Origin of the sequence: Enterobacter cloacae complex sp. P1B (genome assembly GCF_014982345.1) — a bacterium.
In the GTDB taxonomy this organism is placed as follows: Bacteria; Pseudomonadota; Gammaproteobacteria; order Enterobacterales; family Enterobacteriaceae; genus Enterobacter; species Enterobacter bugandensis.
Genome location: NZ_JADCLF010000013.1, coordinates 696682 through 711909, shown reverse-complemented (window position 1 = coordinate 711909; position 15228 = coordinate 696682). Strand labels below are relative to the sequence as shown.

The 15228-nt window shown below is 55.0% G+C and carries 17 protein-coding genes; 6 read left to right on the top strand and 11 right to left on the bottom strand.

Features of this window, described 5'->3' with window-relative positions; all coding sequences use genetic code 11:
• The first annotated feature begins 43 nt into the window (after positions 1–43).
• On the top strand, positions 44–1210 hold the full coding sequence (locus tag INF77_RS16195; RefSeq protein ID WP_100170409.1) for an MFS transporter: 1167 nt from the start codon (positions 44–46) through the stop codon (positions 1208–1210).
• Positions 1211–1247: 37 nt separating this feature from the next.
• Here the strand turns inward: INF77_RS16195 and sodB are convergent, their stop codons facing one another.
• Together sodB and INF77_RS16185 are read right to left on the bottom strand one after the other, a co-directional pair.
• Positions 1248–1829: a superoxide dismutase [Fe] gene (sodB, locus tag INF77_RS16190; protein ID WP_193531776.1), complete on the bottom strand. Its 582-nt coding sequence runs from the start codon at positions 1827–1829 to the stop codon at positions 1248–1250.
• A 122-nt stretch (positions 1830–1951) separates the two neighbouring features.
• Entirely contained in the window at positions 1952–2725 is a 774-nt protein-coding gene (locus INF77_RS16185) for a C40 family peptidase (RefSeq protein WP_047368407.1), read from the bottom strand.
• Between the two features lie 338 nt (positions 2726–3063).
• Between INF77_RS16185 and grxD the strand changes: the two genes are divergently transcribed.
• Positions 3064–3411 carry a monothiol glutaredoxin 4 gene (gene grxD / locus INF77_RS16180; protein ID WP_003832760.1) on the top strand — a complete coding sequence of 116 codons (348 nt, stop codon included), beginning with the start codon at positions 3064–3066 and terminating at the stop codon, positions 3409–3411.
• Positions 3412–3455: 44 nt separating this feature from the next.
• Here the strand turns inward: grxD and rnt are convergent, their stop codons facing one another.
• The 5 genes from rnt to eptA form a co-directional block, all read right to left on the bottom strand.
• Entirely contained in the window at positions 3456–4106 is a 651-nt protein-coding gene (gene rnt / locus INF77_RS16175; protein ID WP_028012894.1) for a ribonuclease T, read from the bottom strand.
• 95 nt (positions 4107–4201) lie between these two features.
• A complete protein-coding gene (gene gloA, locus INF77_RS16170) occupies positions 4202–4609 on the bottom strand; it encodes a lactoylglutathione lyase (RefSeq protein WP_013096923.1) in 408 nt (135 codons plus the stop codon).
• A 100-nt stretch (positions 4610–4709) separates the two neighbouring features.
• Positions 4710–5807, bottom strand: coding sequence for an alkene reductase (locus INF77_RS16165; RefSeq protein ID WP_028012895.1), 1098 nt, complete (start codon positions 5805–5807; stop codon positions 4710–4712).
• Positions 5808–5860: 53 nt separating this feature from the next.
• Positions 5861–6460 (bottom strand): TetR/AcrR family transcriptional regulator, encoded by a 600-nt coding sequence (locus INF77_RS16160; protein WP_059355233.1) that lies wholly within the window; start codon positions 6458–6460, stop codon positions 5861–5863.
• A gap of 41 nt (positions 6461–6501) precedes the next feature.
• Positions 6502–8127: a phosphoethanolamine transferase EptA gene (gene eptA, locus INF77_RS16155; protein ID WP_193531777.1), complete on the bottom strand. Its 1626-nt coding sequence runs from the start codon at positions 8125–8127 to the stop codon at positions 6502–6504.
• A gap of 149 nt (positions 8128–8276) precedes the next feature.
• Here eptA and INF77_RS16150 point away from each other — a divergent pair, with 149 nt between their 5' ends.
• The 3 genes from INF77_RS16150 to sodC all read left to right on the top strand — a co-directional run bounded on the left by INF77_RS16150 (position 8277) and on the right by sodC (position 10060).
• Positions 8277–8516 carry a DUF1289 domain-containing protein gene (locus INF77_RS16150; protein ID WP_045630183.1) on the top strand — a complete coding sequence of 80 codons (240 nt, stop codon included), beginning with the start codon at positions 8277–8279 and terminating at the stop codon, positions 8514–8516.
• A 48-nt stretch (positions 8517–8564) separates the two neighbouring features.
• Positions 8565–9461: an aldo/keto reductase family oxidoreductase gene (locus INF77_RS16145; RefSeq protein ID WP_028012899.1), complete on the top strand. Its 897-nt coding sequence runs from the start codon at positions 8565–8567 to the stop codon at positions 9459–9461.
• Positions 9462–9541: 80 nt separating this feature from the next.
• Entirely contained in the window at positions 9542–10060 is a 519-nt protein-coding gene (sodC, locus tag INF77_RS16140; protein WP_028012900.1) for a superoxide dismutase [Cu-Zn] SodC, read from the top strand.
• Here the strand turns inward: sodC and INF77_RS16135 are convergent.
• From INF77_RS16135 to INF77_RS16125, 3 genes are read right to left on the bottom strand one after another with little or no spacing between them, the layout of a single operon-like run.
• A complete protein-coding gene (locus tag INF77_RS16135) occupies positions 10039–12072 on the bottom strand; it encodes an FUSC family protein (RefSeq protein WP_041910337.1) in 2034 nt (677 codons plus the stop codon). The genes sodC and INF77_RS16135 overlap by 22 nt on opposite strands.
• Positions 12072–12932, bottom strand: a complete 861-nt coding sequence (locus INF77_RS16130) for an HlyD family secretion protein (protein WP_193531778.1) — start codon at positions 12930–12932, stop codon at positions 12072–12074. The genes INF77_RS16135 and INF77_RS16130 overlap by 1 nt, the downstream gene beginning before the upstream one ends.
• Before the next feature lie 2 nt (positions 12933–12934).
• Positions 12935–13171: a DUF1656 domain-containing protein gene (locus INF77_RS16125; protein ID WP_028012903.1), complete on the bottom strand. Its 237-nt coding sequence runs from the start codon at positions 13169–13171 to the stop codon at positions 12935–12937.
• A 186-nt stretch (positions 13172–13357) separates the two neighbouring features.
• Here INF77_RS16125 and slyA point away from each other — a divergent pair, with 186 nt between their 5' ends.
• The gene (gene slyA / locus INF77_RS16120) at positions 13358–13798 is read left to right on the top strand and encodes a transcriptional regulator SlyA (RefSeq protein ID WP_028012904.1); all 441 of its coding nucleotides are present in this window, start codon (positions 13358–13360) and stop codon (positions 13796–13798) included.
• A 37-nt stretch (positions 13799–13835) separates the two neighbouring features.
• Here the strand turns inward: slyA and INF77_RS16115 are convergent, their stop codons facing one another.
• Positions 13836–15197 (bottom strand): GGDEF domain-containing protein, encoded by a 1362-nt coding sequence (locus INF77_RS16115; protein WP_063153894.1) that lies wholly within the window; start codon positions 15195–15197, stop codon positions 13836–13838.
• Between the last annotated feature and the right edge of the window lie 31 nt (positions 15198–15228).

Here is a 15228-nt window from a genome sequence, read left to right as displayed (position 1 = left end):
TTTGTTCTGTGTCACCACATGACACGGCATCCGGAGTTGACGTATGAAAATCAATTTTCCCCTGCTGGCCCTGGCGATTGGCGCTTTTGGGATTGGCACCACTGAATTCTCCCCGATGGGGTTACTGCCCGTTATCGCCCGGGGCGTGGACGTCTCGATCCCGGCCGCCGGGATGTTAATCAGCGCCTACGCCATCGGCGTGATGGTAGGAGCGCCGCTGATGACGCTTCTGCTTTCGCACCGTGCGCGCCGCAATGCGCTGATTTTCCTGATGGCGATTTTCACCCTGGGCAACGTGCTTTCGGCCATTTCGCCGGATTACACCACTCTGATGCTGTCGCGCATTCTGACCAGCCTCAACCACGGTGCCTTCTTTGGTCTGGGCTCGGTCGTGGCCGCAAGCGTGGTGCCAAAACACAAGCAGGCCAGCGCCGTGGCGACCATGTTTATGGGGCTGACCATCGCTAACATCGGCGGTGTTCCTGCGGCAACCTGGCTGGGCGAGGTCATTGGCTGGCGGATGTCCTTCCTGGCGACGGCCGGACTGGGCGTGGTCTCGATGGTGGCGTTATTCTTCTCCCTGCCAAAAGGCAGTGCGGGTGAACGCCCTGATGTACGCAGAGAGCTGTCGGTGCTGATGCGCCCGCAGGTACTCTCCGCGCTGCTGACCACCGTGCTGGGGGCAGGAGCGATGTTTACCCTCTACACCTATATTTCGCCGGTCTTACACGACATTACCCACGCAACGCCACTCTTTGTTACCGCGATGCTGGTGCTGATTGGCGTCGGCTTCTCGATTGGCAACTATCTCGGCGGGAAATTTGCTGACCGTTCCGTGAGCGGCACGCTGAAGGGCTTTTTAACCCTGCTGATTGTCATTATGGTCGCGATCCCGTGGCTGGCGCAGAATGAATTCGGCGCGGCGATTGCGATGGTTGTCTGGGGCGCTGCCACCTTTGCCGTGGTGCCGCCGCTGCAGATGCGCGTGATGCGTGTCGCCCATGAGGCGCCGGGTCTCTCGTCTTCCGTGAATATCGGGGCATTCAATCTCGGCAATGCGCTGGGCGCCGCCGCCGGAGGCGCCGTGATTTCAGGCGGTCTGGGGTACAGTTTTGTGCCGGTGATGGGGGCGATTATTGCCGCGCTCGGCCTGCTGCTGGTGATGATGTCCGGCCGTAAACAGCCTGAAGCGGTTTGCACGGCTGAATAAGCAAAAACGCAGAAGGGTTACCCCTTCTGCGTGTGTCTTACGCGGCGAAGTTCTTCGCGACAAAGTCCCAGTTAACCAGAGCCCAGAAGTGCTCCAGGTAGTTCGGGCGCGCATTACGGTAATCAATGTAGTAAGCATGTTCCCACACGTCCACGGTCATCAGCGGCGTAGCGCTGGTGGTCAGCGGGGTGCCCGCGTTAGACGTGGACACGATAGCCAGTTTGCTATCCGCCTCTTTTACCAGCCACGTCCAGCCAGAACCGAAGTTCTTGATGGCGGCATCGGTAAACTTCGCTTTAAACTCTGCAAAGCTGCCAAAGGCGGCGTTGATGGCGGCTGCCAGTTCACCGGCAGGTTCGCCACCGGCATTCGGCGCCAGGCAGTGCCAGTAGAAAGTGTGGTTCCACACCTGAGCCGCGTTGTTAAAAACGCCACCCTCTGAGCTGCGAACGATCTCTTCCAGCGTTTTGCCTTCAAAATCGGTGCCCTTGATGAGGTTGTTCAGGTTAGTGACGTACGTCTGATGATGCTTGCCGTAGTGGTATTCCAGGGTTTCCGCTGAAATGTGCGGTGCCAGGGCGTCTTTTGCATACGGTAGTGCAGGTAATTCGAACGACATTGCTTCTCTCCTTATTGTATTTTGTGTTGCCAATAACCCTACAGACAACAAGGACAGGATAGCAAATTGAAAGGGTATGCAAAAGAGGAACTTACCCTGCCGCAGATGCGGCAGGGCAGGGATTAACGAATGGTTTTTGGCGTCATGACGCGACGCGCGCCGACGTAGTGACGTACCCAGTAATCTTCGCTGAGCGAGGTGATCTGAATGTCCTGACCGCTGCGCGGAGACTGGATGAATTTCCCGTTGCCGACGTAGACGCCCACGTGGTCAGCCGTACCGCGACCCTGCGTGCGGAAGAAGACCAGGTCGCCGTTTTCCAGCTCACCCCGGTTAACCGGTGACGCATCGCGCAGGTGATACATCTCATTGGCGGTACGTGGAATACGGAATTTAACCAGATCTTTATAGGCGTAATAGACGAGGCCGCTGCAGTCGAAACCGGTACGCGGCGAACTGCCGCCCCAACGATAAGGTTTGCCAATCTGCCCCATCAGTTTATTCATCGCGGTTTTTTGCGCTTTTTGCACACGCACTTTATGCACATCCGCCAGCTTTGTTACCTTCGTGCATTTTGCTTTATGGCCTTTACGGGTAATGCATTTTTCTGTAACGAGGTTAGCGGCGGTCTGCGAAGCTTTATTTTTGGCGGTGCGGGTAGTGCGGGAAGATTTTGTTTTCGTCTTGCTGGAAGCGGTTTGTTTAGTCTGAGCGGTGGTTTTTTTCTTGTCGTTCTTGTTGCTGGTTTTTTTCTTACGTTCTGTGGCTTTCACCAGATGGCTTTTTTGTACAGCAGATTGCCGCGCCTGCTGAGAGGCGTTTGCCGCTGGCGTTAACGTGAGTGATGTAAACAGTAAAGCACAGAGCGTGATCGAGATTTTAGTTATCCGCGCCACTGGGCAGTCCCCTGATATATGCAGGTCATCAATAATACCCGCGTGTGATTTACAAAGCCCGTCGATTCTAATCCATAAAAACCCGAGAAGTTAATAGCATTTTTCAATCTAAAAACGTGTTTCGTTAGCAAGTGCAAAAAAATTCATCGTTCTGACGCAGAATTGTTCACTCCCTAAGCAAAACCCTGACGGGCGAAGGGGTAAACACCATTTGCAATGCAACTTTTGTGGAGTCGGGGTAAAATATATAAACGTGATGAAAATGTTATTTTCCGATGCCAGCCTGACCCGCTACAATGTCAGACTATTGCCGTAACAGAAGTTAAAGGAAGCAAGACATGAGCACCACTATTGAAAAAATCCAGCGCCAGATCGCTGAAAACCCGATTCTGCTGTATATGAAAGGTTCTCCGAAGCTGCCAAGCTGCGGCTTCTCCGCGCAAGCGGTTCAGGCGCTGTCAGCCTGTGGTGAGCGTTTTGCTTACGTTGATATCCTGCAGAACCCGGACATCCGCGCTGAGCTGCCAAAATACGCTAACTGGCCGACCTTCCCGCAGCTGTGGGTAGACGGCGAGCTGGTGGGCGGCTGCGATATCCTGATTGAGATGTATCAGCGCGGCGAACTGCAGCAGCTGATCAAAGAGACGGCGGCGAAGTACAAAACGGAAGAGCCGGACGCTGAATAAATTTCTGCGTTAATAAAAAAGCGACCTGAAGAGGTCGCTTTTTTTTATTCTTCACTGTCGCCCATCGGCAGCGGCCAGCCGCCCAGACGCTTCCAGCGGTTGACGATCTCACAGAACAGCTCTGCGGTGCGCTCCGTATCGTATAAGGCGGAGTGCGCCTGGGTACCGTCAAACGGTATACCCGCAGTAATGCAGGCTTTGGATAAAACCGTTTGTCCCAGCGCCAGGCCGCTTAGCGCGGCGGTGTCGAAGGTCACGAACGGGTGGAAAGGGTTGCGTTTGAGCGACGCGCGTTCGGCTGCGGCCATGGTAAAGCTGTGATCGAAGGTGGCGTTATGGGCTACCATGATGGCGCGGCTGCAGTTGCTCTCTTTCATGCCTTTACGCACCATTTTAAATATGGCGTGCAGCGCATCATATTCACTGACTGCACCACGCAGCGGGTTATGCGGATCGATACCGTTAAACGCCAGCGCCTCCGGCTGTAAGTTTGCCCCTTCGAAAGGTTCAATGTGGAAATGCAGCGTGGTGTCCGGTGTAAGCCAGCCCTGTTCATCCATCTTCAGCGTGATGGCGGCAATTTCGAGCAGCGCATCGGTTTTAGCGTTAAATCCGGCTGTTTCTACATCAATGACAACGGGATAAAAACCACGAAAACGGTCGCACAGACCGCTAAATTGAGCGTTATCGGACATCAGGGTCTCTTACAAGGGGAAAAAGCAGTGCGCATTATGGCAAATTTTGCAGGGTGATGCAGTAAAACTACGGGCGCATGTTGCGCCCTGAGGGATCAGTTGCCCAGACCGCGACCCGCGTCTTTGGCTTCAATCAGCTCGATCTTGTAACCGTCCGGATCTTCTACAAAGGCAATAACGGTGGTGCCGCCTTTTACCGGGCCGGCTTCGCGCGTGACGTTACCGCCGTTGCTGCGAATGCGTTCACACGCCTCGGCCGCGTTGTCCACTTCCAGCGCGATATGGCCGTAGGCGGTGCCCAGTTCATAGCTGTCCACGCCCCAGTTGTAGGTCAGTTCAATGACCGCTTCATCCGTTTCCGGGCCGTAACCCACGAACGCCAGCGAGTATTTGTATTCCGGGTTTTCGCTGGTGCGCAGCAGCTTCATGCCCAGGACGTTAGTGTAGAAATCGATAGAACGTTGCAGATCGCCAACGCGCAGCATGGTGTGAAGTAGGCGCATAATTTCCTCATTAACCAATGGAATAGACTATTTTTTTGAACAGAAACGATGTTTTAGTATAGCGGCGAAGTGTCGCCGCTATCAATGAACAATGGCGAGATTACAGTGAAGGGTAGTCGGTGTAGCCTTCCGCGCCGCCGCCGTAGAAGCTCTCAGGACGTTGCGGGTTCAGGGCCGCTTTCTGCTGCAGTCGAGCAACCAGATCCGGGTTGGCAATATAGTCGCGGCCAAACGCCACGGCGTCGATCAGCCCTTTATTAATCAGATCTTCGGCTTTCTCAGGGGTATAAGCACCCGCACCGATGATCACCCCGTGGAAGCGCTCGCGCACTTTCTGACGGAAGGCTTCCGTATAAGGCTTACCGCCGGCCCAGTCCGGCTCGGACATGTGCAGATAGGCAATGCCGCGTTTCGCCAGCTCTTCAATCAGATACAGCGCGTCCGCTTCTTCATTCGGACCGTTGTCGACGTTCTGGAACGTACCGATTGGGGAGACGCGGATACCGATACGGTCCGGGCTCCACTCCTGACAAACGGCGTCAACCACTTCCAGCACCAGGCGGGCGCGGTTTTCGACGCTGCCGCCGTACTGGTCGGTGCGATGGTTAGACGACGGTGACAGGAACTGGTGCAGCAGGTAACCGTGCGCGGAGTGCAGCTCAACCAGGTCAAAACCGGCTTCGCGGGCGTTGGCCACGGCCTGACGGAAATCGTTCACGATTCCCGGGATCTCATCCAGCTCCAGCGCGCGTGGCGTAGAGGTGTCGACGCGGATCGCGTTGCCGTTTTCATCGCGCAGGGAGGTGCGGGTGTTCGCGTTCAGGGCAGACGCTGAAACCGGCGCCTGACCGCCAGGCTGAATGCTGCTGTGGGAGATACGACCGGTATGCCACAGCTGGACCGCAATGCGACCGTCTTCAGCGTGAACGCCCGCGGTGATTTTCTGCCATGCGGCGATCTGCTCCGGGCTGTGCAGCCCCGGCGCACCCGCATATCCCTTGGCCTGAGCAGAAATTTGCGTGGCTTCAGTGATGATCAGGCCAGAGCTGGCGCGCTGACGATAGTATTCACCCATCAGTGGGGTTGGGATATCACCCGGCTCAATACTGCGCAGACGGGTAAGCGGAGCCATAAACACGCGGTTTGGCGCGGTTACGGCACCCACTTTTAAGGGGGTAAATAATTTTTCAGCTGACATAACGACTCCTGAGTAGACCAGTCGACTAGTAATAACGTAAATAAAAACGCCTGCTAAGCGCCAGGCGCAGTAATCGTACTTTTCACATGTGCCAGCGCGCTTTCGAGCGGCACGGCACTGCGAGAAATTTTAGCCTGCAGGTTGGCGCCTAACCAGAGGGAGTAGAGCACCTGAGCCTGCGTTAAGGGATCCCCGGGGAAGGCGAGCGTATTTTCTTCGCGCCCCTTCGCCAGCGCCTGCGCCAGCAGGGCGATAACGCCGCTGGCGCCTTTATCCATTGCAGTGCGCATATCTTCTGAGAGATCGCACACTTCGGCAGAGAGTTTAACCGTCAGGCATCCGCTGATAATGCCCTGCTGACAGAACTGGTTCAGCGTTTCCTGGTAGTAGTTCAGAACACGATCCCGATAGTTACCTTCCCCCGTGGCGAAGTGGGTCGCGAGGCGCTGGTGGTAAGCAGCATAGTGCCGCTCCAGCATCGCCACGCCAAAGGCCTCTTTGGATCGAAAGTAGTGATAGAACGACCCTTTCGGTACCTCAGCGGTTTTTAATAGCTCGCTCAACCCCATACCGGTGAAGCCGCGGTGCATGCACAGCCGCTCGCCGGTCGCCAGGAGATGTTCGCGCGTGTCGTGTTCAGTATTTCTGCTCATGGATTCACTCTAATAGACCGTTCGGTCTAATGCAAGCGCTGTTACCGGCGACACGCATTCAGAATGTCCAACTGTTGCTGATAAACGCTTGATTTAACGTCCATCATGCCCAGCACCGTCGAGAATAAATTGTCCTGCGAAACCGCATTTTTTGCTGCTTGGTCGCGTAAACACTGCGCGTTGATGCCAAAGTTTTTCGCATAGTCCGGGGACAGCCAGAACATAAACGGAATGTGCGTCTGCTGCTCCGGCGCCAGCATGTACGGCGTGCCGTGCAGGTAAATACCGCTTTCACCGAGCGATTCCCCGTGATCCGAGAGGTAAATCAGCGCGGTGTTCATGTTCGCCTGACGGGCTTTCAGCGCATCAATGGTTTTGCTGACCATGCTGTCGGTATACAGGATGGTATTGTCATAGGTGTTCATCAGCGCCTGATGGTCGCAATCCTGAATTTCGTTGGTGTCGCAGGTGGGGGTAAATTTACGGAAATTATCCGGGTAACGGCGATAGTACGCCGGGCCGTGGCTGCCCATCAGGTGGATAACCAGCACCGTGTCCTGCTTCAGACCGTCCAGCACGTTGTCCAGGCGGTAGAAATTCACGTCATCAATACAGGACTGGTCTTTGCAGAACTGATCCAGCTTCCACTGCGTCATGTCGGTATGGGGAATACGATCGCAGGCACCTTTACAGCCACCGTCGTTGTCGCGCCACAGGAGGTTGATACCCGCATGGTTGAGCACGTCGAGCAGCCCTTCCTGATGGTGCGCCAGGTCGGCATCATATTTGCTGCGCGTCATACCGGAGAACATGCACGGAACGGATACGGCGGTTTCAGTGCCGCACGAGGAGGCCTGCGGGAAGTTAATCACATCCTGCTTTTTCAGCTCGGGGTTGGTTTCACGCCCGTAGCCATTGAGGGAGTAGTTCGCCGCGCGCGACGCTTCGCCGATGACCAGCACCAGAACGGTTTTCTTCTGCTGACCCGTAATCAGCGCGCCTTTGTGCGCATCTTCGCCAATCCGCACCAGCGTTTGATCGCCGGCAAACCAGCGCATCTTGCTGTATTTCACCACGGCGCTGACGTAGTTCGCCGGAGTGACCATTTTGACGATGCTTTTGTTATTGCGGAACAGCGACGCGTAATCTTTATAAAACACTGCAGCGATAAGAATAATCACCAGCAGGGCACCTAGCATCGCGGCAACACGCGTCAGCAGGGCGTACCACCATTTGCCGGTACGAATGCGGGTCAGCGCCAGCACCAGGGATGGAACAAGACCGGCTATGACAATCCACAGAATCATCTGCGGGGTCACCAGCGCGGTGGCTTCCTGGGAGTTAGTTTCGAACACGTTCACAATCATGTTCTGATCGATGACCGCGCCGTAGGTAAACATAAAGTAAGTTGCCGCAGCGCACCCGACAGTTAAGACGATCAGCAGCGGCTTACGGATATACGGGATATTGAGCAGGCTAAATACTATGACCCAGCCACAAAACAGCACCACCGGTACGGATGCGGCGAAGAGAATATCGTGCAGATGCGCAGGGGCAATAATGGCCCAGCTGCGCTGTATAAACAGCCCGTTAAGCAGAGTAAAAAAGAGTGCACAGCCCAGAGTAAATTTTATGTCGTTACATTGTAACTTTTTACTTAACCACATCGATCGTAAAACCTGTCATTGTCATGATGTGGCGAGTATAAAGAGGGAAGATTAGTGAAACCTTAATGCCACAAAACTGTGGTAAAGCCCTTGCACGGGGCGCTTTTAGCGTCTTCACTGTAGGTGAGAGAGGTTAACCGGAGGTGAGTGTGGCAGAGCAACTGGAGTTTTTCCCCATCCAGAGCCCGTGCCGGGGGATTTGTCAGTCCGATGAACGCGGTTATTGCCGCGGGTGCATGCGTACCCGTGACGAGCGTTTTAACTGGCAAAACTTCAGCGACACGCAAAAGCAGGAGGTGCTGCGCCTCTGCAGACAGCGACTTCTGCGCAAAATCCGCGCAAACAAAGCCTCTGAGACCGAAGAACCCCAGCAACCTTCACTGTTTTAATGCGGTAATTGCGTATACTCATGACATCACGTCCTTGATGAAAATGTTATGGTTCAGCGTATTACCCTTGCCCCCCAGGGGCCAGAATTCTCCCGTTTTGTGATGGGCTACTGGCGCCTGATGGACTGGAATATGTCCCCCCTCCAGCTGGCAAGCTTTATTGAAGAGCATATCGATTTAGGGGTAACAACAGTCGATCATGCGGATATTTACGGTGGCTATCAGTGTGAAGCCGCCTTTGGCGAGGCGCTCAAGCTGGTTCCGGCACTCCGGGAGCGCATGGAGATCGTTACCAAATGCGGTATTGCCACCACGGCCAAACCGGAGCATGCCCTCGGCCACTACATCACCGACAGCGCCCATATCATCAAGAGCGCCGAGCAGTCGCTGGTCAATCTGGCAACCGATCGTATCGACCTGCTGCTGATTCACCGTCCGGACCCGCTGATGGATGCCGATGAGGTGGCGGAAGCCTTCCTGAGTCTGCATCAGAGCGGGAAGGTGCGTCACTTCGGCGTCTCCAACTTTACCCCGGCCCAGTTTGCGCTGCTTCAGTCTCGTCTGCCGTTTACGCTCGCCACTAACCAGGTTGAGATCTCCCCGGTGCATCAGCCGCTGCTGCTGGATGGCACGCTCGACCAGCTGCAGCAGCTGCGCATTCGCCCGATGGCCTGGTCGTGCCTCGGCGGTGGACGCCTGTTTAATGATGATGCGTTCCAGCCGCTGCGCAATGAGCTGGAAACCATCGCCCGCGAGCTGAACGCCCAGAGCATAGAGCAGGTGGTTTACGCCTGGATCCTGCGTCTGCCGTCAAAACCGCTGCCGATTATTGGCTCAGGGAAAATTGAACGCGTCCGTTCCGCGCTGGCCGCCGAAGAGTTGCAGATGACCCGCCAGCAGTGGTTCCGCATCCGCAAAGCCGCGCTGGGTTACGACGTGCCTTAAACCGCAAGAAGGTGACTTTCCGGTGAAATCTGTGCCCCTGGTATACACTTAAGGGGCAAAAAATAACCAGCGGAGGTCATATGAAGCGTTTTACTCTGGCATTGGTCACGCTGGTTGTTTGCGCAGGGGCGCAGGCAGCCAGCGACGAAGTAGAAATGAATCTCGTCACCTCACAGGGTGTGGGTCAGTCCATCGGGACGGTGAAAATCACCGAGACCGATAAAGGGCTGGAATTCGCACCCGATCTTAAAGCACTCCCGCCGGGCGAACACGGCTTCCATGTTCATGCCAAAGGGAGCTGTCAGCCAGCCATGAAAGAGGGTAAACCGTCGGCAGCGGAAGCAGCAGGGGGCCACCTCGACCCGCAGAATTCAGGAAAACATGAAGGGCCTGAAGGTATGGGACACCTGGGCGACTTGCCGGTGCTGGTGGTAAACAATGACGGTAAAGCCACGGATCCGGTCGTGGCCCCGCGGCTGAAAAAGCTGGATGAGGTTAAAGGCAAAGCGCTGATGATCCATGTGGGCGGCGATAACATGTCCGATCAGCCTAAACCGCTTGGCGGCGGCGGGGCGCGCTATGCCTGCGGCGTAATCTGATCCCCAATCGTTCCTGGCGGAGGCGCCTGTTCCAGCTGCGACAGCGAGCAGTGCAGGCGCCAGATTATCGAGGCCAAATCGCGGGCTGCGGGAAGATGATGCCGGGCAAGGGTGTCGCAGATCCGCTGCAGTTCAGCCAGCGTGGCCTCCAGAGGCCGCTGCTGAACGCCGCGCTCGCTCATCACATCGCGTAGCAGAGAGATACACACATCACGTACCTGCGACAGCGGATCGGAGCGCGTTTCCCATGCGCGAAGTTGCCAGACCACGTGCGAGCAGTTCAACAGCACCACCCCCCAGCGCAGCAGCCAGCGTCGGGACAGCGCGTCCTGGCTGTTATTTAACTGGCTAACGTGGTGATAAACCAGCGATTCATACTCGCTTTCTTGCAGATGCGGCTTGCGGCTGAGCTGGTCGACAAACCCTCTGCGCAATTCACGGATATGTCGACGGCTTTTGCGTGCGTCAGAGCCGGGACGCAACACCGCGAAGGCCAGCCACGCCAGCCCGACGCCAAGAATCTTTGCCAGGTTGTCATTCAGAAAAGCGGCGTAATCATAAACCGGCGGATTCGTCACGGAGATAAACGAGCCCATAAAGACAATCAGCTGTCCCCACAGACCCGCCAGTTTCGGCATTTGCAGCTTAAGGAGCTGCATCGTAGTTAACAGCGGAAACAGGAACAGCAGAAACTGCCAGAGATCGCTTATCTGCACCATCAGGCCAAACTTCACCACAAAACTGAACAGTGATAGCAAAACAAGCGTTCGCAGCAGCAGCGTAAGCGAGTTAAACGGCGAGGCCGCGACGGAGTAAAGCACGCAGCTGATAGCGGCAAGCGTTAACGCCGCCGAACCTGACTCCCACTGCGTGGTAATGCTCCACGCCCCCACCAGCATCAGTGCGCTGAAGGTGCGAAAACCGCTCCACAGCGCTTCCAGATAATCGGTGTGACGTGCGAGAGCCGGGCTGCCGGGAACGGCGAACTCCGTGACCGGGGTAGCATTCTCTACCGCCTTAATCCAGCGGCTGCTGCGCAGGTATAGCCGACAAAAGTAATTCAGCCGCTGCCAGAAGGCGCGATGGCGATAATCAAACTCATCCACCGGGGCGAGCGGGGCGATGATCTTCGCGACGGTATAGATGTCCGCATCCGGTCGCGCGAGCGCCGCGAGCAGGGTTTCGATTACCGCGCGGGTGTTTTCTGGCGGTGTCGGCCAGTTGAGCAGCATTCGGCGCAGGCTGGAGATAGCGCTGGTCATGCGCAGCTGCTGGTGCAGCAAATAGTTAAGCAGCGTGTTCTGACGGCGAAAACGGTAATGGCTCCAGAACGCCTGAATTCGCAACAGATTCATGGTCAGGATCTGCCCGATAACCTTTTCATGCGCGAGGCGGATGTCATCGCTGGTATCCGGTTGCCACAGCAGGCTCGCATGTTCCAGCAGCCGGGTATGCATGGTTTTCAGCGCAGTGATAAGCGCAGTGCCGTCAGAGGTGCTGGGCAGGATCATCATCATAAATCCGCCGCAGAGGATCCCGACAATGACTTCGCAGACGCGCGCCTGTGCGATATCCCATAGCTCGGTGGTGTCGAGCACGTTGACGACCGGGAAGGCGATAATGGCGGCGGTATAGCCCGCCAGCTGGAAAGCATAGGCCACGTTATTGGTGAAATGGGCGCAGGCCCAGGTACAGCAACCCAGCCATGCCGCCATGCTCAGCAGGAACAGCCATGGATCGTTCAGCGTGTGGCCCGCGATAATTAACGCCGCGGTGGCGCCCAGCAGGCTACCTGCGATACGGCCAAGGCTTTTGCTGATCACCCCGCCAACGGTGGGGAAGCTTACCACCGCCGCGGAGGTCATCGCCCAGTAGGGTTCATCCAGGTTCAGATAATAGGCAACAGTCAGCGCCAGGCACATGGCAATGCCGTTACGCAGCGCGTAGCGCCACTGGGGGCGCGTCGCTTTCATCCACGGCGTGTTTTGCCAGGAGAGCGCCTGCAGCTTCATTAACGGGTTCCGATAGAGACAGTGCAGGTGGTGCCGGAAACCAGCGTGATGTCCTCGGGTAAACGGTCAAACTCCACGCGCACAGGCACGCGTTGAGCCAGGCGCACCCACGGTACGTTCGGCTTGATGTCCGGCACCAGCCCGGAATCCGTTTCAACGCTTTGATCGTAAATGGCGCGGCCAATGCTGGAAACGTGACCCTGTAACTTTTGCGGGCCACTATACAGCGTTATGGCGGCGGGTGCGCCTTCACGTATATGACGAAGCTTGGTCTCTTCGAAATAGCCCACGACGTAGAACGAGTGGCTGTCGACGAGAGCAAAAACTGGCTGACCGGCGGTGGCATAATTTCCCACCCGGGCGGAGAGGTTGGTCACCCATCCGTCGACGGGTGCGGTGACCACGGTTTGGGTTAATTCCCACTGCGCCTGCTTCAGCGTGGCCTCAGCCACGTTGACGCTCGCCTGCATGGCCTTGACGTTGATATTGGCGGTATCTAAATCTTCCGCGGAGATGTAGTTTTTCGACAGGTGACGGCGGCGATTGGCCTCATTATTGGCCTTAGCAAGGTCAGACTGGGCTTTTGCCAGCTGCGCCTGGGCGTTCAGAATTGCAATGTGATACGGGGTGTCGTCGATGCGGAATAACACCTCTCCCTTTTTAACGTACTGGTTATCCTTAACCATCAGCGTTGTGATACTTCCCGATACCTGGGGGGTGATGCTGACCTGCTCAGCGCGAACTTTGCCGTCACGGGTCCAGGGGGACTGCATATAATAATTCCACAACCACCATCCAGCAGCCAGGGCGAGGACAAGAACGAACAGGGTGGAAAAGTACTTCAGCGTTTTCAGAGGCATATTCACCACACGATCAGAACAGCAAGGCCCAGGCATACGGAGAGGGCAAACAGGGAGAGATCCATCAGCATGGGGTGCCAGATTTCGCCGGAGTACATCCAGTCGCGAAGCAGGCGATGCGCGATGAGCCAGAGAACAAAGCCCACCAGCACGGCTTTAAACAGGGGAGGAAAGTAGACTGACGCACCGAAGATCAGGTCCTGAAGGGGTAAACCTTCTGAGCGATGAAAAAAGATCACAGGCAGAAATCCTTTGCAGTGAACAGAATGCCGCGTTGGCTTGTCTGAGTATGAAGAAGCATCATAATTCAGTGTAAGTCATACTTTTGAGTCCGATGAATGCAGTATTGCATTTGTTTTGCCAATACAAATGCTGCACACTATTCTAAAATCAGTATAATAACTTAGCAAGCTAATTATAAGGAGATGAAATTGGAATCGCCATTAGGTTCTGATCTGGCAAGGTTGGTACGCGTCTGGCGTGCTCTGATTGACCATCGCCTGAAACCTCTGGAACTGACGCAGACGCATTGGGTCACGTTGCACAACATTCATCAGCTGCCGCCCGACCAGTCGCAAATTCAACTGGCTAAAGCGATAGGCATTGAGCAACCGTCGCTGGTGCGCACGCTTGACCAGCTGGAAGAGAAGGGACTGATCTCCCGGCAAACCTGCGCCAGCGATCGTCGCGCCAAGCGCATTAAGCTGACGGAGAAAGCGGCGCCTATCATCACTGAAATGGAAGCGGTGATCACCAAAACGCGCGGTGAAATCCTTTCAGGCGTTTCACCGACGGAGCTGGAAATGCTCATCAGCCTCATTGCGCGCCTTGAGCAAAACATTCACGAGCTACAGTCTCGCGACTGACCAGACAACACGGCCTTGCATCTGCAAGGCCTTGTTTTTACTTAAATACAACGACGCGGTTACGGCCCGTCTCTTTCGCTTCATACATCGCCTTATCGGCACTTTCCACGCACGCTTCTGCGCTTACCGACGAAGAGGTTGCCGTAAACACCCCCATGCTTATGGTAATCGGCTCTGGTAACTGACCCTCGCTGCTAATTTTATCAAAACCGCTTAGCTTCAACCGAATGCGCTCCGCCACCTGATATGCGTCTTCTGCGGAGGTGTTTGCCAGCATCAGGACAAACTCTTCGCCGCCGATTCGCGCTGCGATATCCTGCGGACGTACGGAGTCCATCAGCAGATTGGCGACAAACTGCAGGACTTTATCTCCCTGCAGGTGACCGTAGTTGTCGTTGATACGCTTGAAACGATCGAGATCGCTGACGATAACCGAAACCGGGCGACTGGGTTTGGCGATGCCCAGCGCCTGGTTTAACGATTCATAAAAATAGCTGCGGTTATAAAGGCGCGTGAGCGGATCGCGAATCGAATTTTGATACGACTGCTGATACTTCAAATGGGAGTCACGATACAACCTGAAGACATCATAGAGCAGCACAAAAATAATAATCAGCGTCGCGACGGTTTCAAATAATCGGGCGCGATACCAGGATATATCTTCTGCATGTCCGCCTACCAACAGCATAGAGAGCGTGACGACATAGCAGACACACAGAAAATTACCGCCTACCCAGAACAGATTACGCACGCGCGTAATAAACATCAGCGTGGCTAGTGTCACGACCCAGAGAACGATTAATGAAATATTAATGCTGTGGCTCCAGAGAACCATAAACTGCCGCGTTTCATTATCAACCAGATCGAGGGATAAAAACGGGGAATGGCTGGAATACATCCAGGCCAGAATCACCATACATGCGGTAAAAAGAAATGAACCGCTAACGATGATGATATGCGCCAACCGTGAAAGGGGCAGATTGCGCGTGGGATAAAGTAATGCCGAAACGATCATCAGCACCGCCATTAAGAGGTGGCGGAACATATAGTAGATCATCGCATCGTTGTAGTTCACAACGTTGAACTGATAGAGATCCAGCCATGCCGGAAAGCTGGTCAATGTTCCGACCATCAGCAAGGCCGAACCGGCAAAGGCAAATGAGATGGCAATCAGATAGAGCCGCCGCTTATCACACCAGTATTTCATTGCCATAAAACAGGCAATAAACAGGTGAAACACGAGTAAAAAAATGGTGAGTGTGGGGAACAAAAGAGGCGAAAAGGACGGAACCCAGTCAACCAGTTTTGAAAATAAAGCCTGTAATATTCCGATGACGACCAAGCAACCGAAACAGAACGAGATATAACGACCTTTTACAGAACGACTATTCGCAAGCATATAAAGTTATACAAATTAAAAATAATTATGA